Source organism: Gardnerella lacydonensis (assembly GCF_048545055.1).
Classification (GTDB): Bacteria; Actinomycetota; Actinomycetes; order Actinomycetales; family Bifidobacteriaceae; genus Bifidobacterium; species Bifidobacterium vaginale_C.
In genome coordinates this window covers 82298-104792 of the sequence record NZ_JBKQXT010000003.1, presented here as the reverse complement: position 1 = coordinate 104792, position 22495 = coordinate 82298, and the positions used below count along the sequence as shown (strand labels likewise).

Below are 22495 nucleotides of genomic sequence, written 5' to 3'. Positions count from 1 at the left end.
ATATGATCTCAGCCAGCTATTTTTGCCAAACCAGAGATACGAGTCATAAATTCGTTCAAGAATCTTGGCACGTCTACACCAACAGCCACCTGCATGGTTTTAACAGGATCATTCAAGCGCGTAACATCACCGATGGTACGACCGCGAGTTGGACCTTCCACATCAACTTGCATGTTAATTGGAAGCGTTGTAACAAGCGTTGGATCAACTGCAACAGCAACAGCCAAAGGATCATGCAAACCACATCCACCAAGGTGTGGAGCAGTGGTTTCATAAGCTTTGATGTAAAAATCAGTCATATCTGCAAGGAACTTACCAGCCTTGGTGTTAAGATCACGCCATTGCTTTGTTTCCTTGTAAGTAAGCAAGGTCTGTAATGTAACATCCAAACCAATCATCGTCACTGGAGCACCAGAACGGAATAGAATATTTGCAGCATCTGGATCTTGGGAAATATTCGCCTCAGTCCAAGCGTTTACGTTTCCATGAATGGTGAGCGCTCCACCCATCAAAACAATCTTTCCGATTTCATCTTTGATTTCTGGAGCCTTCTTCAGCGCAGCAGCAATATTGGTCATTGGACCGGTTGGAACATACACCAAATCCTTGCCATATTTCTTTACAGAATCAATAATGAAATCAACAGCGGATTCATCTTCTGCTTTGCGAGGAGAATCTGGAATTTCAACATCGCCAATTCCATTGTCACCATGAATAAAAGCAGATATTGGAAGAACTTCAAACGAATCTTTTGTGCTTGCGTGTGAAAGACCTTTATAGACTTTTACTTCTGGATGCCCAAGTAAATCTGTGATTGCAAGCGCGTTACGAACACCTTGCTCCATTAAAACATTGCCATACGTTCCAGTTATGCCAATAAGCTCCATTTCAGGGCTTCCAAGAGCATAAGATATAGCGAGAGTATCGTCAACACCAGTATCAAGATCAAGAATCAGCTTCTTCACTTGAGTTACCTTCCTTCTTATATTTAGGCATGGCTTACAGTCGTTGTAAATCATGGGTGTAGATGAATATCTAATTTGATATTTAAGTATCACCAATTTAAAAATTTTATTATTATAATCTCGAAAAGCAATGGCATATTTAAATAGAAGCAAGAAGACATAATGTTGCTTTAATTGTTAATATTCACGAATTTTGTTATAAAATGTTATAATTTTCAACACACGTTAATATATATAAACATATGTTTAGATTATGGCTGTGAGCTTCGCCACAAACTAAACATCTGAATACAAAAAATTAAAACGCGTGTCAACAATCACAAATAATAACATTTGAAAAATATTCAAAAAATATTCAAAAATTTAGATTTGACACGCGCGAAAGCAATACAAAAGAAAACTAAAGTCTAGGCAAATACTTCTGCAATTCAAAAGGAGTGACCTGACGGCGATACTCTTCCCATTCCTGATGCTTATTACGCAAGAAATACTCAAAAGCATGCTCACCAAGTACGCTAGCCACAAAATCAGACTTCTCCATAATCTTCAAAGCTTCATCCAAAGACTCAGGAAGAGGCTGAATACCCATAGCCTGACGTTCAGCATCCGTAAGCTCCCAAACGTCGTCGCTCGTAGGCTCACACAAAATCATCTGCTTTTCAATACCATCTAAACCAGCAGCCAACAAAACAGAGTACGCAAGATAAGGATTTGCCACAGGATCCAAAGCACGAAACTCCATACGGCAAGAATTACCTTTGCCTGGCTTATATTGAGGCACACGCAAAAGCGCAGAACGGTTACTATGACCCCAGCAAACATAGCTAGGAGCCTCAGCTCCACCCCACAATCGCTTATAAGAGTTCACATACTGGTCAGTAACAGCGCAAATTTCCGCAGCATGATGCAAAATGCCAGCCGCAAATTGGCGCGCAATAAGCGACATATTAAACTCTTGCCCAGCCTCGTAGAAAGCGTTGGAATCTCCTTCAAACAAGCTTAAATGCGTGTGCATACCAGAACCAGGCTGATCCGTTAAAGGCTTAGGCATAAAGCTCGCATACATTCCGCGCTCAAGAGAAATCTCCTTAACAACAGTGCGGAAAGTCATAATATTATCTGCAGTAGTAAGAGCGTCTGCATATCTTAAGTCAATCTCGTTTTGACCAGGACCGCCTTCGTGATGAGAATACTCAACAGAAATGCCCATCTGTTCAAGCATGCTCACAGCACTACGACGAAAGTCCATTGCCGAACTTCTTGGAACGTGGTCGAAATACCCACCTTCATCAATAGGAACAGGAGCTTTAGACCAATCGTCTTGCGCTTCAAATAAGTAAAACTCAATTTCTGGATGAACGTAAAAAGTAAAGCCTTTTTCTTTAGCTTTTGCGAGCGCAGTCTTAAGAACATGACGAGGGTCGCCAAGAGACGGCTCGCCGTCTGGCGTTAAAACGTCACAAAACATGCGTGCCGTACCTTCTGGACCACCATGCCATGGCAAAAGTTGGAAAGTCGAAGGATCTGGCTTAACAATCATATCGTCTTCTAAAACACGAGTCATGCCTTCAATCGCAGACCCGTCAAAGCCAATACCCTCTTCAAACGCAGCTTCAAGCTCTGCTGGAGCAATAGCAACCGATTTAAGAGTTCCAAGAACATCCGTGAACCATAGTCTAATAAAACGGACATCACGCTCTTCAACCGTACGCAAAGCGAACTCTTGTTGTCTATCCATAATCTACAGTCCAATCAGTATTCAAGTCTTATATTTTTCAACATGTTTTTAGAGCAAAACGCAATGACTATATTATCTCTTATATTTAGTTTTTATTTAGAAATATAGCAATGAATTTACTTACTTTTAATTTAGCGTATTTGCAAGATTAGGCTCACATTTTTTTGCCATATTTATAAAAAATCTCTTTAGCTTGCTCATCGCTTAAATCATCCGTATAAGTAACCTCAATCCCAGACTCTTTAAGATCTTCAACTGTCGCATAACAAATCATAAGATCTTCTACACATCTGGCAGACATCGTAAGAACCATAGGAGGAATAGCATCCTGTACTTCTTTTTTATATTCGTAGACTTTTGCATCAATTTTATTAGCTCGATTCACCATTAAAATCGCTGGAATACCGCGAAAATAGTCTGTGAACCGCTTAACAGATTTTTCTGGATTATCCTCGTCTAAATCGCATAAAACGGCGACTCCACCGTTCTCATCACTAAAACATTTAGCTCTAATACCAGCCATTTTACAAAAAGCAGCAAGAAGCTCCCCTGGTTCCATAACAGTTAGAAACAGAGCACACTTGGCTTTTTTGCCCAACAAACCTTCCAAATCTTCTTCAAAGTTTGCTTGTTCAATCTTATTTACAACATCATCGACAGAATCATGTTTTTGTTCTTCGCTAAATTCTTTTTCAAATCCAAGTAACGCATCTTCAAGCTCTTTATCAGTAAAAGATGTGCGAACCTCTTTCGACTCTTTGGAATTAGAAGAATTATTAGAATTTTTCCCATTATTCGCAAAGTTTTTGTCGCTACTATCTTCACTCAAACCTTCATGATCTGCACACATTTTGTACCCCTAACTTATTAAACAGCTAGTTAACGCCACTTAAAAATACTTTAAGCATAATCTACGCGCTTGGCAAACAATTAGGACCAAACAATATTTTGATCTCTGCAAAAAGTGACGTATCTCGTTTAACTCTAAATCTATCTCCAAAGGATAATACTTTTGCGCATCCTCTAGAATCAATCAAAGCAAGATTCATTTCACAACAACCAGGATGTCTTGTAACAATATTTTCAAGCTCTTTTATACGCGACTTTTCCAATGCTTGCAAAGGAAGAACAATTGTAACAGGCTGAGCATCTTCCGCCTCTAAGCTTGGAACTTCAAACTCAGTTGCTCTTAAAGATACTGTTTCGTCTCGAACCTCTACCTGTCCCCTAATTCTCACAACTTGATCAATCGCAAGTTCTGCAGCAGATGACTCATAGACCTTACCAAAGAACATGCATTGTATTGAACTTTCCATGTCTTCAATAGTTACAATCGCCCAAGCATTACCTTTTTTAGACACTCGCCTGTCTACATTAGTCACAAGGCCTGCAAGAGTTACCTGCTGATTTTCGCCCATAGTTTTAGCGCGATTTAAAAGCTGAGCAATCGACATTTCCCTAAGACCAGCCAACACAGCAGAAAGACCACTCAAAGGATGATCCGAAACGTAAAGCCCAAGCATTTCTCGCTCAAAGTTTAGCTTCGTTTTTTTATCCCATTCTTCAACATCCGGAATGTTGATTTGAGCATCTCCAAGATCACTATCGGAATCATCAAGATCAGAAAAAAGATCAAACTGACCACCTGCCTGTCTGCGCTTAATAGAAATAACAGAGTCAATTAGTGGTCCACAAATTTCAAAAATAGCTCTTCTACAAGGATTAATTGAATCGAAAGCACCAGATTTAATAAGAGATTCAACAAGTCTACGATTCAAAGCAGCAAAAGATACACGGTTTACAAAGTCCTTAAAATCAACAAACTTTCCGCGCTCGCTTTCCCTTTCGCTAATAATATCGTTAACGGCTTTATCACCAACATTCCTAACAGCTCCAAGTCCAAAACGAACTACATCTCCAACTGCAGAATATTCAAGAACAGACTCGTTAATATCTGGCTGCAAAACACGAATACCCATGCGTCGTGCTTCACCCAAGTAAAGCGCTGTCTTATCCTTATTCGTGCGCTCGTTCTGCAATAATGCAGCCATAAACTCCACAGGATAATGCGTTTTCAAATACGCAGTCCAATAAGAAATCAAACCGTATGCGGCTGAATGAGCCTTGTTAAACGCGTAACCAGAGAAAGGAACCAGAACATCCCACACAGCTTGTGCAGCTTCTTCTGAATAACCATGTTCTTTCATGCCTTTAAAGAACGGGATTTTCTCTTTAGCCAACACTTCTGGCTTCTTTTTACCCATTGCTCGACGCAAAACATCTGCTTTACCAAGGCTATACCCAGCTAAAATACGAGCAGCTGACTGCACCTGCTCCTGGTAAACAATCAAACCATATGTTTCACCAAGAACATCTTTTAGCGGCTCAGCAACTTCTGGATGAATAGGTGTAATCTTTTGCAAACCATTCTTACGCTTGGCGTAATTAGTGTGAGAATCCATATCCATAGGGCCTGGTCTATAAAGTGCAATCAAAGCCGAAATATCGTTAAAGTTATCTGGCTTAAGTGTGCGCAGAAGAGCACGCATACCGTCGGAATCAAGCTGGAAAACTCCTAAAGTGTCTCCTCTAGCAAGAAGCTGATATGTTTCCTTATCGTCAAGCGGAATTTTAGTATAGTCAATAGGCTCTTTACCATTATGCTCAACATTTTTAAGCGTATCCCTAATAACTGTTAAGTTGGAAAGACCCAAAAAGTCCATTTTCACTAAGCCCAACGTTTCGCAAGTATGATACTCGAACGTTGTTGTTATTGTTCCATCGGTACGCTCCAAAAGAGGCGAAGTATCGGTAATAGGCTCCGAGCCCATGATCGTCGCGCAAGCGTGAACACCAGTTTGGCGAATCAAGCCTTCAATACCTTTTGCCTCTTCGGTAATTCGCTTCGTATCTGGATCAGTGTCATACATTTCGCGAAACTCGCGCGCCTCCGCGTATCTCTTTGATTTTTCATCAAAAATATCGTGGAAACTCATATCTTTTCCGTTTTTTGGAGGAGGCAAAATTTTTGTAATTTTTTCTCCAACAGAAAACTCGTAGCCCATTATTCGAGCCGAATCCTTCAATGCTTGCTTTGTTTTAATCGTTCCATAAATCACGCATTGAGCTACTTTATCTCTTCCGTATTTTTCACCAACGTATTCCAAAACTTTGGCTCTACCATCTGGGTCAAAGTCAACATCAATATCTGGTAAAGATACTCGCTCTGGGTTTAGGAATCGTTCAAAAATTAGACCGTGCTTCATTGGGTCAAGCTCAGTAATTCCCATAGCATACGCAACCATTGCGCCTGCTGCAGATCCACGTCCAGGACCAACCATAACACCATGTGCTTTTGCCCAATTTATGTAGTCTGCAACAACTAGGAAGTATCCGCAGAACTGCATTTGGCATATAACACCACACTCGTAGTCTGCTTGTTTTAAGACTTCCATAGGAACATTGTTGTTATATCTACGCTCTAATCCTTCTTCAACTTTTTTAAGGAATAGTGAAGTCTCATCCCAACCTTCTGGGCAATCAAATTGCGGCATAAAAGCGCCATCTTCACCATCGTCGAACATAACGTTACAACGACGGGCAATTTCTAGCGTATTGTCACAAGCCTCTGGAAACTCTTTAAACAATTCACGCATCTGCTCAGCAGATTTTAAATAGTATCCAGATCCATCAAACTTAAAACGGTCTGGATCATCTAAACGTGATCCAGAATTAATGCAGAGCATTGCATCTTGCGCTTCGCGATCTTCTTCATGCACGTAATGCAAATCGTTTGTGGCAAGAAGAGGGGCATTAAGACGCTTCGCAATCTCAAGCAAATCTTTAGTAACGCGCGTTTCGATAGAAAGCCCATGATTCATTAATTCTATGAAGAAATTATCGCGCCCAAAAATATCCTGAAACTCGCCTGCAGCGCGTAAAGCCTCATCAAATTGACCTAAGCGCAGACGGGTTTGGATAATTCCAGATGGGCATCCAGAAGACGCTATAACCCCTTTAGAATACCTTGACAATACATCTTTATCCATTCGAGGGTATCGCATTACGCGACCTTCTAAATTGGCTATAGAAGACGCTTTGAGTAGATTTGTTAAGCCTGCATCATTTTCAGCCCACATAGTCATGTGAGTAATTAAACCGCCACCAGAAACATCGTCGCTTCTTTGCTCTTCAGTTCCCCAATGCACTCTGCTCTTGTCTTGTCTGGCTGTTTCAGGAGTCACATAAGCTTCAATGCCAATAATCGGCTTAATACCAGCTTTTACAGCAGTACTCCACATTTCGTATGCACCATGCATATTTCCGTGGTCTGTAATAGCCACAGCTGGCATACCTAATTCTTTTGCACGTGCAACTAGGTCTGGTATCTTCGAAGCACCATCCAAAAGCGAATAATGTGTGTGATTATGTAAGTGTACGAAGTTTGTTTCCAACCTAGCCATAGTGGCTATTCTATAGATGCAATATGACCTGTTTTACTAAATAACGCTACTTTTACAATTCTTGTATGGCGTGTAAAGCGTGTTGCAAATCTAACGGATACTTCGATTCAACTTTAATAAATTCTCCCGTTCGAGGATGCTTAAATTTTAGACTCATTGCATGAAGCCACTGTCTAGAAAGTCCTAATTTTTCACTTAATTGAGGATTCGCACCATACATAGGATCGCCCACTACTGGATGTCCGATTGACGAAAAATGCACACGAATTTGATGCGTTCTGCCAGTTTCCAGATTGACTTTTACTAAAGTCGCTCCTTTAAAACGTTCTATAACATCCCAATGCGTAATTGCAGGCTTGCCTGATTTAGTTATTGTAAAACGAAAATCTGAAACTTTTGCTCGCCCAATTGGTGCATCAATTGTAGCTTTATTTTGTGTAAGATTTCCTTGGACTAAAGCGTGATATATTTTCTTTACACTATGATTTGCAAACTGTTTTTTCATTTCTTCATACGCAAAATCTGTTTTGCAAACTAGCATTAATCCGCTTGTTCCAACGTCTAATCTGCTTACGATTCCTTTTCGTGATTCATCGCACACGGTTGTTTTTATTTCAACACCGCTTGCTTCTAGACATTCTGGCACTGTTGGGCCATCCCAGCCTTTTGCTGAATGCGCTGCGACTCCAACAGGCTTATCTACTACAACAATGTCTTCATCGTTATAAACTATTGGAATATCGCATATAGTGGATTTGCTAGTTGACTTTTCTTTTTGATCCTCAACTTCCTCTTGATTTATAACAATCACATCTCCATCTTGCAAAGTTGAGGATTTTTGTGATTTTTTATCTAAGATTTTTGCTTTGCCACTATCGATTAGCGATATTGCGTTTGCACGCGATACTCCCATAAGGTTCGACAAGCATACGTCGAACCTGCATCCAGCAAATTGACTAGTAACTGTAAAACGAATATCACTCATCAGCGCGCTCTATAAGAGGAATCCCAATCAAAATGAGGCATATAACTGCAATTCCTGCAAACATAAGCTCAATATCTGCAACATTTCCAACGGACCATCCGTAGTTTATAAAATCTACGACTTTTCCGTTCAAAAAGCCTTGAGCATATTGCGCTCTATCAATAAGATTTCCAAAAGCTCCAGCAAAAGCTAAAGCAAGCGCAATAGTCCAATATAAGGATTTTGTGTGCTTAATAACAGCAGTCATAGCAGCGCATGCAACGCAAGCTAACACGCTAATAATCCAAGTAAAAGAAGAGCCTAAGCCAAAAGATGCTCCAGGATTCCTAACAAGAGTAAAAGAGAGCAAGTGTGGAAGAATCTCAATGTTTTTTCCACCACTAAGCGCTGCTAATGCCCAAACTTTGGTTATGCGGTCTAAAACCACGCCAATAAAAGCAATCAGTGCAAAAACGGCTGCGCGATTACGCAGCCGTTCTACACGCATATCACAATGCGTCAATGTATTTTTCCAATCTAACTGGATTTAGTATAACTACTTTTGATCCTGTTGATCCTGATTTTCCATAGAACTGTAGGTGTTCTCATCGGAAACTTGAGCAACAAGTTGACCAAGGAAGTCGGTCAAGCGAGTGCGATACTCAGTTTCAAACTGCTTGAGGCTTTGAATGTTTCCTTCAATAACCTTAGTCTGCTTTTCAAGGTTCTCACGCACCTGGCGAGCGTAAGCATCTGCAGCAGTGCGAGTAGTGGAATCGTAATCCGCTGCTCTATGCTGAACTTCAGACTCATATTGATCAGCCTGATCGTGAGTTTGCTTAGAATAATCATCAGCAGCCTGACGAACCTTACCAGAATAAGCATCTGCCTCGTTGTGAGCGCGAGCTGCATAAGCGTCTGCGTCGCTACGAGTACGAACGGAGTAATCATCCGCATCTCCACGAGTCTGCTTATTGTATTCATCAGCTTCGCTACGAGTACGATTAGAATAATCGTCTGCCTTAGTAACGATCTCGTTATATCGAGCTTGGCTTTCTTCGACTATCTGATTTGCCTTAGCCTTGCCCTTATCTACATACTGATCGTGCAATTGCATTGCAAGAGTCAACATTGCTGTAGCGCGTTCTGGCTCAGAACCGCCCACTTCTGCACCAGCACCTGCAATCTTCTGCAAGCTACCTGTTTCCGTGCTTGGCTCCATCTTAGCAACCTGCTCACGAAGCTGCTCTTCGCGCTTATGAGATTCTTCAAGTTGACGAGACAAATCCTGAACCTTAGCGTTTTCCTGCTGTGTTACAACAAGCTGTTGACGGACTTCTTCCAATTCGCGGCCCAAGTTCTCGCTACTTGCTCTAAAGTCATCGCGTTCGCGAGTAACGTTTTCAAGCTCTTCATGAACTTTCTTATCAGCGTCTGCCTTAGCATTATCAGCATTTGCAGCCTGTGCGGTGAGCTGATCTACTTGAGCACCTAAACCATCCAGCTGTTCTTTGAGCTGCTGATTCTGCTCGCTCAATGCACGATTATTTTCTTCAGCTTCCTTAAGCTTTGCTGCAAGATCATTGTCATTCTTGTTTGCACTGCTGGATGCTTCACGTAAATCATTATTTTCTTTTGTTAAAGATTCAACTTGCTTTGTCAAATCAGAAATCTTATTGTTCAAGCTAGCAACATCGGCGCCAAGAGACTGCGTGGAAGCTCCAAGCCCCTGCACTGCCTGCTGACCAAGCGCTTCTATTGTTTCTGTAACCTGATCCAAAAAGTCATCAACTTCGTCAACATCATAGCCTCCCTTGAATCGAACGATTTGGAAGGTATGCTCGCGAATGTCTTTAGGCGTTAACAGAGCCATAATGCATTACACCTCACTTTTGGGCGCGCAGCCCTTTTGATATATCTATTCGATGCTATCACGTCTATAGAAAAAATTGTGTAAAAAGCGATTATTTTTTTACGAAATCTACCAATATTTTTCTAAATTAATAACTATCGTGTCGCTTCATTAAAAATTGTGATTAATAAGCATCAGTAAAGCATATTCAAAAACATTTGTAAAACTAGTAACAAAAAGTACACTACCATAAAACTCACGTCTAAACTTATGCTACCTAATCTTGCTGGTGGTATAAATTTTCGCGCAAATCTTAAAAGTGGTTCTGTCATAAAATATATGATTTGAGTGAATTTTTGCAAAATCGCATTTGGTTTAAAAGAATGGAATATAAACGGAATCCAATCTAAAACTGCGCGAATAAACAGTATTACTAGATAAGCATTTATGAAAATATTCAAAATTAGTATTAAGCGTATTACAAAATCCATTAAGCTTTTCCTTTAAACTATTTTCAATAATTTTACACAATAGCTAAGTTAATCGTAAACCAAAATATAAGTACAGGATAAGTATAAATTTAAGGCAGATACCTAAAAGATATCTGCCTTAAATACAAGCTAAGCGTAGCAATCTAATGTTCGGTCGCTGGCGACTAGTCTCATGTTATTTAGCTTTAGGAGAATAAGTCGCGAGCAGATCCGCCATTAGGAGCATCTTCAACTTTTATATTTACTTGAGAAGGGCTTAAAAGGAAGACTCTAGGAGTTACTCTTTCTATAGATCCGCGAACACCAAACACAACGCCAGCAGAAAAATCAACTATGCGATATGCAACGGATTCGCTAACACCAGTAAGATTCAAGACTACTGGTGTTCCATCTCTTAAAGCTCTTCCAACTAATTGCGCATCCTCATAAGATTTTGGATGAATCGTAGTAATGCGACTCATACGACCTGCATTAGATCGAGTAGAAGCACCATTACCAGATTGTGCAGCATCACTATTATGAAGGCTCATAGGAGCAACGCTGTGGTCGTTGTCAAACGAAGTATCTTGTGTCTGAGAATCAGCGAAATCATCGTCGTCCTGAACATCACTCATGCCTACATAAGACATCATGTTCTTCATAAAACCAGCCATTAAGATGCCCTCCCCTAGTTATGCTTAACGCAGAAAATCAGGAATATCCAGCTCGTCTGGTTCGTCTTGAGGCTTCACTTGAGTAGCCTGTGTTTGATATTGCTTAACTGAATCAACAGAATCAAACATAGAAGAAACAGGTTCCGCGGTTTTAACAGTGTCCACAGGCTTAGAAGGAGCAGTAGTAGTGGAATGAGCTGGAGCCACAGGATCGACTCCTGCCTGCATATCTACGAAAGCACCTGCTTTGCTGTCTTCAGACTTAGGATGAGAATCGAAACCAGCTGCAATAACAGTAACACGAACCTCGTCTCCATAAGAATCGTCCAAAGAAAGACCCCAAATAATCTGCGCTTCTGGATGTATTGCCTTACGAACAAGCTCTGTTGCAGCACTTGCTTCTTGAAGCTTCAAATCACTTGGACCAGCAATATTGATCAAAGCACCATGAGCACCTTCAATGCTTTCTTCAAGCAATGGAGAGCTAATAGCAATTTCTGCAGCTTGCGTAGCTCTGTCTTCACCCTTCGCTGCACCAATACCAAATAGCGCAGTTCCTGCACCGCGAAGAACAGCGGTAACATCAGAGAAATCAACATGAATATAAGAATTCATGGTAATCAAATCTGTAATACCCTGAACGCCTGCAAGCAATGCGGTATCTGCAGTCTTAAAAGCTTCAATAATTCCGATGGTTCGATCTGAAATTTCCAACAAACGATCGTTTGGAATCACAATCAAAGCGTCGACTTCTTTACGAAGATTCTCAATACCAAGTTTTGCTGATGCAGCACGCTGAGGTCCTTCAAAACCGAATGGACGCGTAACTACTGCGATTGTCAAAGCACCTTGCTGGTGTGCAGCGCGGGCAACAATAGGGCTTGCACCCGTACCAGTTCCACCGCCTTCTCCGCAAGTTACGAACACCATATCGGCGCCCTTTAATGCTTCTTCAATGTCAGATTGATGATCTTGAGCAGCCTTAGCGCCTTTTTCTGGGTCAGCACCTGCTCCTAATCCTCGACTCGAAGCGTCAGATAATGAAATCTTCACGTCAGCATCAGAACGCAACAAATCCTTGGCATCAGTGTTAATAGCCACAAATTCTACGTTCTGCAAACCCTCGGTGATCATTCGGTTGACGGCGTTACCACCGGCTCCACCGACGCCGACTACCTTGATTATGGTTTTGTCGTTGAAATTGTCAGTCTGGGCAATCTCGCTCACCGTTGTCTCCTGTCACTCACACGCACGTTTACGCATTACTTTAGCGCAAAACGCTCGATAATGGCGGCGTTTTATGAATAAAAACTGAAAAAATGTCACCGATTCGATAATACACCGTGCTATACGCAAATCATTAATGCGTTTTATTAACAAAAGTTTAAAATATTAAGCAATAGTTTATATTATGTTTTGTATACTCAAAAACCCTAGAAAACACTAGTAAAACCTAGTAACTTGCATCCATTGGATCATCGCCAAACAACTCCTCACGCTCACTATGAGATGTTATTCGAGAATCCAACCACCCATATGGCAAATGAACTTTTTTCGCAAAACGAACTCGCCCACGCGGCGTGTCTAAAACTTGTTCAGGAAGCTTTAGCGAAGAATCTAAAGCATCAATATTACGCTGAACATCCTCAATAGACTCACATTCCATAAAACTCTTACGAGTTCCACCTCCAACAGGGAAACCCTTCAAATACCAAGCAATATGCTTGCGCAAGTCATGAACAGCCATTCGCTCATCGCCATCATAAAACTCGACTAAAAGCTCCAGATGTCTTAAAATCACCTTGCAAACTTGCCCAAGACTTGGATTAACGCGCTCATTGCTTCCATTGCAAGCAGAACGAATATCTGCAAAAATCCAAGGACGCCCCTGGCATCCGCGGCCAATAGCAACGCCTGCGCATCCTGTTTCTTTAAACATTGCTAGAGCGTCATCCGCACCCCAAATATCGCCATTACCAAAAACAGGAATATCCAAAGCATCTACAAGCTCAGCAATACGGCTCCAATCAGAATGACCACCATAATATTCTGCAGTGGTACGCGCGTGCAAAGTTACAGCAGCACATCCTTCTTCTTGCGCAATATGACCAGCTTGCATAAAAGTCTCGTGATTTTCGTCAATACCAACGCGGAATTTAGCTGTAACAGGAATTCCTGCTGGATCACAAACAGAAACAACGCGATGCAAAATCTCTTGAAGCAAATCTGTTTTCCAAGGAAGAGCAGAACCGCCGCCGCGCCTTGTAACTTTAGGAACTGGGCATCCAAAGTTTAAGTCAACGTGATCCGCCATGTTCTCATCAACAACAATTCGAGCAGCAAGCTCTACAATAGAAGGATCTACTCCGTAAAGTTGCAAAGAACGCACTTTTTCGTTAGGCGCAAAACGGCATAAACGCAGGGCTTTAGGATTCCTTGCAACTAATGCGCGAGCTGTAATCATTTCTGCTACGTAAAGCCCGTCCGGACCATATTCGCGGCAAATCACTCGAAAAGGCCAGTTAGTAATACCAGCCATTGGAGATAAAACAACAGGAGTTGCAATATGAATTTTCCCTAAATCTACTGGTTTAATAGAAAAATCCATATTGCTTTAACTCCATTCACTTTAATATATTTTGTTTTTGTTTATTAGCGATTTTTCACTATACGCGTATTAATACAATCCGCCAGCCTGAGCAATCTTTACAGGCTGCGATTCATCAACACCGTTTTCTTTAGAAACATCCACACCACCGTCTGCAGCGCGAGTACCAACAATCTCTACAGGACCTTGCGGATACTTAACACGCTTTTCGTTAATGCGGCTTGCTACGTAATCCGCAACCTTGTCTAAGGAAACGCGCTCTTGTTGCATAGTGTCGCGCTCGCGGATTGTTACAGCATGATCTTCCAAAGTATCAAAATCAACTGTTACGCACAAAGGAGTACCAATTTCGTCCTCACGACGGTAGCGGCGACCAATAGCACCAGACTCATCATAATCAATAACCCAATCATGCTGGCGAAGATCTGCAGCCAGATCTTGAGCAACAGCTTGCAATTCTGGCTTCTTGCTCAATGGCAAAACAGCAGCCTTAACAGGAGCCAAGCGAGGGTCAAGTCTAAGAACAGTACGCTTATCAACTCCGCCCTTAGTGTTTGGAGCTTCGTCAACGTCGTAAGCATCAACCAAGAATGCCATAAGCGAACGCGTAAGGCCAGCAGCAGGCTCAATAACGTAAGGCACATACTTTTCGCCAGTAGCCTGATTGAAGTAGCTCAAATCCTCGCCAGAATGCTTAGCGTGAGCAGACAAATCGTAGTCGGTACGGTTTGCAATACCTTCAAGCTCTCCCCAATCCGATCCTTGGAAGCCGAATTTGTATTCAATATCTACAGTACGCTTGGAATAATGGCTTAACTTCTCTTTAGGATGCTCATACATACGCAAATTTTCAGGCTTTACGCCCAAATCGACATACCAATTTACGCGTGTATCAATCCAATATTGATGCCAAGCTTCGTCTGTTCCAGGCTCTACGAAGAACTCCATTTCCATCTGCTCAAACTCGCGAGTGCGGAAGATGAAGTTTCCAGGAGTGATTTCATTACGGAAAGACTTACCAATATTCGCAATGCCAAATGGTGGCTTTTGGCGTGTAGCAGTCATAACGTTTTTAAAGTCAACGAAAATGCCTTGAGCTGTTTCTGGTCGCAAATAATGCAAGCTGTTTTCGTCTTCTACAGGACCCAAATGCGTGCGAAGCATCATGTTGAAATCGCGAGGCTCCGTCCAGTTTCCGCGAGTGCCGCAATCTGGGCAAGCAATGTCTTTCAAGCCATTTTCTGGCATTTTGTCGCCGTGCTTTTCTGCATAAGATTCTTCGAGCTTATCTGCACGATGACGCTTATGGCAATTCAAGCACTCAATCAAAGGATCATTGAACACAGAAACGTGACCAGACGCAACCCAAACTTGGGAAGGCAAAATAACAGAAGTATCCACTCCAACAACATCGCCACGCGTAGTGACCATATAACGCCACCATTCGCGCTTAATATTGTCTTTTAACGCAACGCCCAAAGGACCATAATCCCAAGCAGAACGCGTACCACCATAAATCTCGCCAGCTGGGAACACAAATCCTCGACGCTTAGCCAAGGATACGACTTCATCAAGCTTTGAAACAGCCACAATACACCTTTTTCGTAAATCTAGAAAATTTGGGTGAAAACGGTGTTTATTATAGAAAAACCCTGTGACGCTAAAGCAACATATATAAGCATCATATATAAGCTAAACGAATACAATAAAGTGTAAGCATAATTTTGCAACACATATTTTTCACTTTGAGAGGATTTGAAATGAGCGAAAACACTGATAACAATACTTGCGATAACTGCGATACTTGCGATACTTGCGATAACAAGAATTGCCACAAAACTAATACAGTTGCAGCATTGTGCATTGCTCCTAGCGGAGTTGGCGAAGAACTTAGCGAATACGTAGCAGATTGCGTTAAAGTGATTCGTGATTCGGGCTTAAAAAACGAAACAAACGCAATGTTTACAAACATCGAAGGCGAATTCGACGACGTTATGCGCGTTGTAAAAGACGCGACTATGGTTCTTGTAGAAAAAGGCTATCGCACAGGCGTTATATTAAAACTAGACATTCGCCCTGGTTTTAGCGGCCAAATAGACGCAAAATCTGCTCTTGTAGACAAGATTCTTGAAGAACGCGAAAACAAGTAAACTTAAGTAAACTCAAGCGTTTTTAAGCGTTTTTAAGCGTTTTTTACGCCACCAAACCTGCGGTCGCGATGCGCATAACGGTCAATTGACCTCCACAACGCTTCGCGACCATAATCTGGGAAGAGTTCTGGCACAAAATCAAGCTCTGCATAAGATGCTTGCCAAGGCAAAAAGTTGCTTGTGCGCTGCTCTCCCGAAGTGCGAATCACAAGATCGCAATCTGGAATATCTGGATTATACAAGTGTTCCGCAATCATCTTCTCGCTAATGCGATCGCCCTTAATTTTGCCGCTTTTAACTTCCCTAGCAATTGCCGCGCAAGCATCTGCGATTTCCGCACGACCGCCATAATTTAAGCAAAAAACAACGTCAATCGTAGTGTTATTTTTTGTGATTTCTTGAGCTTTTTCCAACTCGTCAATAACAGACTTCCACAATTTTGGCCGTCTTCCAGCCCAACGCACGCGCACTCCCCACTCGTTCATTTGCGCAACTCTGCGGTGAATAATATCTCTAGAAAATCCCATCAAAAAATGCACTTCTTGAGGAGACCTCTTCCAATTTTCTGTAGAAAACGTGTACAAGCTCAAGTAGCGAACACCTGCTTCTATGGCTCCTGCAATAGTGTCAAAAACCACTGGTTCCGCCGCTTTATGCCCTTCGGTGCGAATCATTCCGCGCTCTTTAGCCCAACGCCCATTGCCGTCCATAATCACGCCTACATGGCGAGGAACTTTGCCTTTAGGAAAATCTGGCACACGGCTAGGATCACTAAATGGAGCCGCTGGAATACTTAACGAAGTGTAATCAACGTTTTCAAAACTCATAGTTAAAATCTAACAACCCCATTGAACGAATGCTTAAACCCGTTTTGCAAAGCTAAATAAAAGCATGCAAAATCAAGTAAAAAAATCCACCAAAATCCTCTATAATTATATTTCTCGCAAAATCTCTATTAAAGCGTTTAAATATTGCTCTCCGTAACTAGATTTGTACCATCTAGCGTGCTCTAAGAATCCAGTATCATAACCCCAAATTTTAAAGTCATAAGATCCATTTGACTTTAAGTAATAGTCTACAAATTCTACGCATTGTTCGATTTGACTTACAGATAAAACAAGTGGTAGCAACTCTTTTTCAACATCTGTTAATGGTCGAACGCTAGAATATCCTTGCAAAATTGACTTAACTAAATCCGTTCTAAATGAATCTTTTTTGCCATTCGCAATATCTACCCATTGAATTGTGTTGCGTTCCAAAGTCATTGTTAAATCGTAGATTGCTGTGTTTTTATACGCCATTCCAAAGTCAAATACTGCGCTTGGAGCACTACCTTCCCACATAAAATTAGATATATGCGGATCTCCATGAGTCCACTGCTTTTTTAGATTCGCGTACCCTAAATCGTAAATTTTTTTGCATGTTGGAGCAAATTCGCTTAAATCTTTTACAAAATCACGATTCTGTTCTTTTAAGAATTTCGCTAAATCGGGTCTATTTTTTAACCAAACTTCTGCATCATTTTGCACGTCTTCGCTTGCACAAAGACTAAATCTTGATTGAAAAGCGTTGATTTCCTTAGGATTTGGCTCGTCAAAACTTTGCGAAGCTAAGGCGATTTTTGCCATCATTGCTCCAAGATTTTTGGCTTCTTCACGCGTTTTAGGCGGATCCCAAGTGTACGCGTCTTTGTATCGGTCTTCCCCGCTAGCTTTTAAAGTCACTTCGTAAGCGCAATCGCCTATTACAAGAAGAGTGCCGTCTACGTAAATATCGCCACAAGTATCGCCAGCAGTATTCTTTTCTAAACCTAAAGACTCGCTATTTTTGTTAAAATACAAGTATTTTGGCGTGCTTATTCTGTTTTTTAAAAGATGTTCAGCAAAACGATGATACGGTCTGATTGTGCTAGCTTGCCTCACTTTTGTGCTGCATCTTTTAATATAAACGTCCAAACTTTTAGATTGCTTTGATGCATTATCTTTGTAATGCGCGCGAAGCAATGAACCTGCAGCCATCGGGCGCAAACTATGGCTTAAAACGCAATCTACTTCTAGCGGCTCCTCTAAAAGCGAGCACACAGTATTTGCCTCATCTAAATCAACATTTGCCCATCTTTGAGCAACAATATCTAGCTGAGGGTCGTTGCTTTCGTTTTCCATATTCGCTCCAATTTACACAAATATTTAACTACAGGTTCATTGTTTTTCACGCATTTTTTTGCAGAATTATTTGACGCCAACTAGCTCATGCGCGGCTGCTGGCGACTTTGCTTATGCAAAATTAACGATTGCAAAATTAACTATCGCAAAACTAACTATTGCAAAATTAACGACTATTCTGGCAAATACTCGTTTGTTACACATCCGTTTTCTAGGCTTTTTAGCGCGCAATCAAGAGGCACACTTAAGTGGCCATTTTCACTCATCCAACGAGTGTAGTTTTCCACCAAAGCCATGTCTGCCGTGCCCCAACGACCATTCTTGTCGTACCAAGACGGAATGACTTCGTCTAGCGAGGCACGCAAAGCCTCTGGGCTAATATGGCAAAGCGCATTCTGCAAAGCATCAACACCAGCCTGAGGGTCTTTTCCTGCTAGCTCATAGCCCTTAACGGTTGCGCTTGCAAAGTTGCGTATTAATTGCGGATTTCGCTCAATCATCTCTTGGCGAGCGCAAACATAGTAAGAATGATGCGGCGCTACGCCAATAGAATCGAATGGAAGAACAACAACTTGATCAAACGGAAGCGAACCCTGATATGGCTCCCACCAAGCTACGTTAATAAAAGCATCACACATTCCGCGTTCTACGGCTCGAATGTCTGGCTCCCATGGACCTGGGTCAATTGTAATCAGCTTGCTAAAATCGCCGCCGTCGGCAGCAACAGCCTGCTGAAGCTCCGTGTATAGACGCTTAACGCCCATAGGGATTACTACGCGCTTTCCTTCTAGATCTTTAAATCGAGTAATGCCCGTGTTTTTATTTGTTATGATTCCGCCAATTTGAGATTGATTCATTACAGCAAATGACGTCAACTTGTTTGCACCATTTTGATGAGCCAAAAGCTGATTTAAACGAACAAGAGCTATATCTACTTCTCCACGCTCCAAGCATGCTGGAACATCTCCGCGCTCCGTATCCGTGCTTGTAAACTCTACGTCTAATCCGTATTGCGCATACAATCCGCGCTTTCTTGCAAGGTACATGCCTGCGTGATTCGTCCATGGATGCACATATTCAAGACGTACTCTTAGCATACTAACTCCTTTGTTTTATAGTGATTTGTGATTTATTTTGACTTTTATTTTGACTTTTATTTGCGACTTTACAAAAGTGGGCGAGGTAATTAATCCCCCGCCCACAAATCAAATTTATAACTTGATTTTACTTGTACTTACCCGTAAAATCAGGCGCGCACTTCTTTGCCAGAAGCAAAGCGGCTCAATGCGCCAGTGGCAGCAATACCCTTATACAAGTACCACATCAAAACGCCACCGATTACAGCACCAGAAATCATGCTGCAAATAGTGTGAATCACCATGAATGAACCAAAGATTGGAACACCTGCATAGTAGAACGGGTAGGTTGAAACGATTCCACCCAAACCAGCTAATGCGCCAGAAAGTGCGCTTAAGCCAACATTCCACTTGCGATACATGAAGAACAAGAATGCAAACTCAGCAAACAAGCCCTGAACAAATCCAGGAAGAACGGTACCGATACCGCCCCAGTGACTTCCAACGGTCAACTCAACCATTGCAGCAATAAACTCACCGAACAATGCTGCACCTGGCTTGCGAACCATAATAGCAGCCAAAGGACCAGCAAAATAGAACAAACCGTAGTACAATGCGCTGACGCCTGGAACTGGAATAAGCTTAAGAGCAGCAGAAATAGGCTCGCTAATCAAACCGATACCCCAGAAGATAATACCAGAAGCTACAGCTACAACAACCGTGAGCGTAATATCAGCTACATTCCATCGCAAAGATGGACGCACGGTTTCTTCTTCAACAGATGCACCCATTAGGGTCTCCTTTCATTATCAGTTATCAAACAAAGGCGACCCTGCAGAAAACTCCGTACGTCGGCATTAACCGAATCACGTTAAACGGTTAGACAGTAATCTTCTCAGCTCTTTGAAAGAGCACCCGTGTCTGATATCAATCATTATTGCATCAGACAGCGAGGACAATTATTATAAAATTCAAACAAAAAATTAACAAAAACGCTCACTAAAACGCTAAAGCAAGACGCTAAAAAAGCTATATTAAATCACATATTATTTTCTAATAAATGCATTGATTTAATTGGACGCTCAAGATAATATTCACACCACTGCTCAACGCATCTATACGTTAAATAATCAATATCTGTTCCGTCTATATTCTTCCAATCGCCATTAATCAAAGAAATCATTTGAAAACGTGCTAAATCATTGCACTTAATTGACTGCAAATCATGATCTTTAGAACACATAACTCCTCCAGAACAAGAGGAAAAATATGATAAATCATCTTTAGTTGCACAAACTACGCATTCATTAAGCATAGGAGACCAGCCGGCTAGTTTTAACGCTCTTAAAACATATGAGAATCCAATTGAATCAGCACTATGCAATCCCCTAGAAAGAGCAGATAAGGCTGCAACAAGCAGATTGTATTGCATACAAGAATCCTGATACTGTGCAGAAGTCGAAACCAAATCATCTGCGATTTCTGCAATCATGCTAGCGCGACTATACAAATCATAATCAGCACAAATGCTCTCAGCATAAGCAGAAACTAAAACTGCTTGAGAAACAACATCAAAAGTTCTTCCAGTAGCAAAAAGTGCATTCACACGCATAAAAGGTTCTAAACGCGCCCCAAAACGAGATTTTATTTTCCTAACACCTTTTGCAACAGCACGAATCTTACCATGCTTTTTAGTAAGCATAACTACAATTCTATCCGCTTCTCCTAAAGGAAAAGTCTTAAGAACTACAGCCTCATCGTTATACAGCGGCATGAAAATCAAAAACTCTTAATCTGCTAATCCAAAGTATTTTTATAGATTAGTTGTGACTTGGATTCACAAAACCACCGAAATTAGATTCGCCAGTATCATCCAAATCATCTGAATCATTATTGCCAGCATTGTTAGCATTAAAATCTTCAGAAGAAGCATTAAAATGGTTCATAACTGGGAATGAAAGATCTGGAATATCTAAATTGAGACTTTGCGACGGCTCAAATTTAGGAGATGCAAGAAGAGACAAATTCAAATCACCAACAGGGTTTGAAGCACTATTTTTTGAATCATTCTTATCATCATCTTTAGCATTAACAGCATTATCATTAACAGCATTAGCAGCATTAACATGATTCTGACTATAAGAATCTTGGCTAGGTGCAGCTGGAATAGCACTGTCTCTTGTATAAGTCTGCGAATAAGAATCTTTCGGAGCATACGATGGCGGGAACGTAGGAGGCATAACAGTAGACGCCTGAGACATCTCGTCATCAGTATCATCATTAGGCTCTACATTAGCAGAATGAGGCGTAAAAATAGCCCTATCCCCATGGTGCAAATCGTTAAGAGAAGCACCACTATTGTTATCAACACTGTTGTCTACAGGTGCGAAAATGCTTTGCCTATCTTGAGGCATATCTTCAACATGCTGTGCAGAACTATTATCACTACCTGCAACATGCTCAACGACTGGCACACTATCTGCACTAATATGATGCGAATCTACTTCATCAACTGTAGTTTTAGAAAAAATATCATTTGCAACAGGATTATCTGCTTCAACAGTATTTTGAACAGGATTTACTACAGACGAATCCGCATTATGCTCAACGGGAATAGATGGAGGCATAGGATTTGCAGATTGCACAGACTGTGGCGTCGGCTGACTATATGCTGCGTTAACAGAAGATGCGGCAGCACCATTAGAATCAAAATCTAGGTACTTAGAAACACGATCGTAAGATTCAAGCCTACTAAGCAATCGTATGCAAGCGTTCAAATAATAATCCACTTGACGCTCATCGTATCCATGTTTACCAGAACGCTGTGTAAACAACACGTTGGAAACAAACATTGCGTCAATGCCATCAAGATCGCTTGAAGTATTACCCCACGTTGGTTTATAACCAAGAAGAATAGAAATCTTATCTAAGGTCTTATTGACAACATTATCGACCTGTTTTTTATCATACGAAGGCTTGCGTGATTGACCAGAATCAAAACGCATCTTGTAATCGCGCTGAGAATGATTAAGCAAAACACGGTATTCACTATCGGCTTGTGCTTTCCAAACGATTCTACCGCGATGAGAAATTTCGTATTCAGTTGTTTTATCTACAACAGCACGTTCCAACCTAGAAAGAGCCGCATCAACTTGAGGTATAGCGTATCCTTCATCTTCTAAATCGAAGGACACGTCCTGAATATCTTTTTGTGTAAGACGAATGTCGTCGGACTCGTACAAAGAATGGGCACGCTCAAGAAAATCATTAACTTGCTCTACGCTGTAACCCTTCTTGCGCTTACCTACGCGCTCAATACCAGAAGAATTACGCGCAGTATCGGGTTTACTTGCCATAAACAATAGACCTCCTG

The 22495-nt window shown here is 41.4% G+C and carries 19 protein-coding genes and 1 riboswitch; of the genes, 1 reads left to right on the top strand and 18 read right to left on the bottom strand.

The window, feature by feature from the left end; genetic code table 11:
• Window positions 1-8: 8 nt before the first annotated feature.
• The 12 genes from ACJV45_RS04290 to ACJV45_RS04235 form a co-directional block, all read right to left on the bottom strand.
• The gene (locus ACJV45_RS04290; protein WP_004122149.1) at window positions 9-965 is read right to left on the bottom strand and encodes a nucleoside hydrolase; all 957 of its coding nucleotides are present in this window, start codon (window positions 963-965) and stop codon (window positions 9-11) included.
• Window positions 966-1365: 400 nt separating this feature from the next.
• The gene (gene glnA / locus ACJV45_RS04285; protein ID WP_004122153.1) at window positions 1366-2703 is read right to left on the bottom strand and encodes a type I glutamate--ammonia ligase; all 1338 of its coding nucleotides are present in this window, start codon (window positions 2701-2703) and stop codon (window positions 1366-1368) included.
• A gap of 154 nt (window positions 2704-2857) precedes the next feature.
• Entirely contained in the window at window positions 2858-3553 is a 696-nt protein-coding gene (locus ACJV45_RS04280) for a hypothetical protein (protein ID WP_004122155.1), read from the bottom strand.
• 61 nt (window positions 3554-3614) lie between these two features.
• A complete protein-coding gene (gene dnaE, locus ACJV45_RS04275) occupies window positions 3615-7166 on the bottom strand; it encodes a DNA polymerase III subunit alpha (protein ID WP_410312287.1) in 3552 nt (1183 codons plus the stop codon).
• A gap of 52 nt (window positions 7167-7218) precedes the next feature.
• Window positions 7219-8151, bottom strand: coding sequence for an RluA family pseudouridine synthase (locus tag ACJV45_RS04270; RefSeq protein ID WP_419397726.1), 933 nt, complete (start codon window positions 8149-8151; stop codon window positions 7219-7221).
• The gene (locus tag ACJV45_RS04265) at window positions 8144-8638 is read right to left on the bottom strand and encodes a signal peptidase II (protein WP_419397725.1); all 495 of its coding nucleotides are present in this window, start codon (window positions 8636-8638) and stop codon (window positions 8144-8146) included. The genes ACJV45_RS04270 and ACJV45_RS04265 overlap by 8 nt, the downstream gene beginning before the upstream one ends.
• A 48-nt stretch (window positions 8639-8686) precedes the next feature.
• Entirely contained in the window at window positions 8687-10003 is a 1317-nt protein-coding gene (locus tag ACJV45_RS04260) for a DivIVA domain-containing protein (RefSeq protein ID WP_004116826.1), read from the bottom strand.
• 173 nt (window positions 10004-10176) lie between these two features.
• The gene (locus ACJV45_RS04255) at window positions 10177-10473 is read right to left on the bottom strand and encodes a YggT family protein (protein ID WP_004124829.1); all 297 of its coding nucleotides are present in this window, start codon (window positions 10471-10473) and stop codon (window positions 10177-10179) included.
• Between the two features lie 185 nt (window positions 10474-10658).
• Complete coding sequence (locus ACJV45_RS04250) at window positions 10659-11126, bottom strand: cell division protein SepF (protein ID WP_004115637.1); 468 nt, start codon at window positions 11124-11126, stop codon at window positions 10659-10661.
• Between the two features lie 24 nt (window positions 11127-11150).
• Complete coding sequence (gene ftsZ, locus ACJV45_RS04245; protein ID WP_419397724.1) at window positions 11151-12353, bottom strand: cell division protein FtsZ; 1203 nt, start codon at window positions 12351-12353, stop codon at window positions 11151-11153.
• Between the two features lie 226 nt (window positions 12354-12579).
• Window positions 12580-13734 carry a tRNA dihydrouridine synthase DusB gene (gene dusB, locus ACJV45_RS04240; RefSeq protein ID WP_020761717.1) on the bottom strand — a complete coding sequence of 385 codons (1155 nt, stop codon included), beginning with the start codon at window positions 13732-13734 and terminating at the stop codon, window positions 12580-12582.
• 69 nt (window positions 13735-13803) lie between these two features.
• Entirely contained in the window at window positions 13804-15324 is a 1521-nt protein-coding gene (locus ACJV45_RS04235) for a glycine--tRNA ligase (protein ID WP_009993551.1), read from the bottom strand.
• Window positions 15325-15494: 170 nt separating this feature from the next.
• Here ACJV45_RS04235 and ACJV45_RS04230 point away from each other — a divergent pair, with 170 nt between their 5' ends.
• Window positions 15495-15884, top strand: a complete 390-nt coding sequence (locus ACJV45_RS04230) for an MTH1187 family thiamine-binding protein (RefSeq protein WP_419397723.1) — start codon at window positions 15495-15497, stop codon at window positions 15882-15884.
• A gap of 32 nt (window positions 15885-15916) precedes the next feature.
• On the opposite strand, the gene ACJV45_RS04225 is transcribed toward ACJV45_RS04230, so the two are convergent.
• From ACJV45_RS04225 to ACJV45_RS04200, 6 genes are all read right to left on the bottom strand, one after another.
• Entirely contained in the window at window positions 15917-16711 is a 795-nt protein-coding gene (locus ACJV45_RS04225) for an isoprenyl transferase (protein WP_419397722.1), read from the bottom strand.
• Window positions 16712-16816: 105 nt separating this feature from the next.
• Entirely contained in the window at window positions 16817-18046 is a 1230-nt protein-coding gene (locus ACJV45_RS04220) for a phosphotransferase enzyme family protein (protein WP_419397721.1), read from the bottom strand.
• Between the two features lie 173 nt (window positions 18047-18219).
• Window positions 18220-19143 (bottom strand): ABC transporter substrate-binding protein, encoded by a 924-nt coding sequence (locus ACJV45_RS04215; protein ID WP_004124809.1) that lies wholly within the window; start codon window positions 19141-19143, stop codon window positions 18220-18222.
• Window positions 19144-19292: 149 nt separating this feature from the next.
• Window positions 19293-19913 carry an ECF transporter S component gene (locus ACJV45_RS04210; RefSeq protein ID WP_004112368.1) on the bottom strand — a complete coding sequence of 207 codons (621 nt, stop codon included), beginning with the start codon at window positions 19911-19913 and terminating at the stop codon, window positions 19293-19295.
• Between the two features lie 35 nt (window positions 19914-19948).
• A riboswitch (TPP riboswitch) is annotated at window positions 19949-20051 on the bottom strand.
• A 110-nt stretch (window positions 20052-20161) separates the two neighbouring features.
• Window positions 20162-20896: a DNA repair protein RecO gene (gene recO / locus ACJV45_RS04205; RefSeq protein ID WP_419397720.1), complete on the bottom strand. Its 735-nt coding sequence runs from the start codon at window positions 20894-20896 to the stop codon at window positions 20162-20164.
• A 46-nt stretch (window positions 20897-20942) separates the two neighbouring features.
• Complete coding sequence (locus tag ACJV45_RS04200; protein ID WP_419397719.1) at window positions 20943-22478, bottom strand: DivIVA domain-containing protein; 1536 nt, start codon at window positions 22476-22478, stop codon at window positions 20943-20945.
• Window positions 22479-22495 lie beyond the last annotated feature (17 nt).

Bases quoted from the DNA above. Each gene is read 5' to 3' on its own strand.
- ACJV45_RS04260 (WP_004116826.1), bottom strand. From the start codon at position 10,003: ATGGCTCTGTTAACGCCTAAAGACATTCGCGAGCATACCTTCCAAATC.
- dusB (WP_020761717.1), bottom strand. From the start codon at position 13,734: ATGGATTTTTCTATTAAACCAGTAGATTTAGGGAAAATTCATATTGCA.
- ACJV45_RS04215 (WP_004124809.1), bottom strand. From the start codon at position 19,143: ATGCTAAGAGTACGTCTTGAATATGTGCATCCATGGACGAATCACGCA.
- ACJV45_RS04280 (WP_004122155.1), bottom strand. From the start codon at position 3,553: ATGTGTGCAGATCATGAAGGTTTGAGTGAAGATAGTAGCGACAAAAAC.
- ACJV45_RS04230 (WP_419397723.1), top strand. From the start codon at position 15,495: ATGAGCGAAAACACTGATAACAATACTTGCGATAACTGCGATACTTGC.
- recO (WP_419397720.1), bottom strand. From the start codon at position 20,896: ATGCCGCTGTATAACGATGAGGCTGTAGTTCTTAAGACTTTTCCTTTA.
- ACJV45_RS04220 (WP_419397721.1), bottom strand. From the start codon at position 18,046: ATGGAAAACGAAAGCAACGACCCTCAGCTAGATATTGTTGCTCAAAGA.
- ACJV45_RS04255 (WP_004124829.1), bottom strand. From the start codon at position 10,473: ATGGATTTTGTAATACGCTTAATACTAATTTTGAATATTTTCATAAAT.
- ACJV45_RS04210 (WP_004112368.1), bottom strand. From the start codon at position 19,913: ATGGGTGCATCTGTTGAAGAAGAAACCGTGCGTCCATCTTTGCGATGG.
- ACJV45_RS04250 (WP_004115637.1), bottom strand. From the start codon at position 11,126: ATGGCTGGTTTTATGAAGAACATGATGTCTTATGTAGGCATGAGTGAT.
- ACJV45_RS04270 (WP_419397726.1), bottom strand. From the start codon at position 8,151: ATGAGTGATATTCGTTTTACAGTTACTAGTCAATTTGCTGGATGCAGG.
- ACJV45_RS04265 (WP_419397725.1), bottom strand. From the start codon at position 8,638: ATGCGTGTAGAACGGCTGCGTAATCGCGCAGCCGTTTTTGCACTGATT.
- glnA (WP_004122153.1), bottom strand. From the start codon at position 2,703: ATGGATAGACAACAAGAGTTCGCTTTGCGTACGGTTGAAGAGCGTGAT.
- dnaE (WP_410312287.1), bottom strand. From the start codon at position 7,166: ATGGCTAGGTTGGAAACAAACTTCGTACACTTACATAATCACACACAT.
- ACJV45_RS04225 (WP_419397722.1), bottom strand. From the start codon at position 16,711: ATGAGTTTTGAAAACGTTGATTACACTTCGTTAAGTATTCCAGCGGCT.
- ACJV45_RS04200 (WP_419397719.1), bottom strand. From the start codon at position 22,478: ATGGCAAGTAAACCCGATACTGCGCGTAATTCTTCTGGTATTGAGCGC.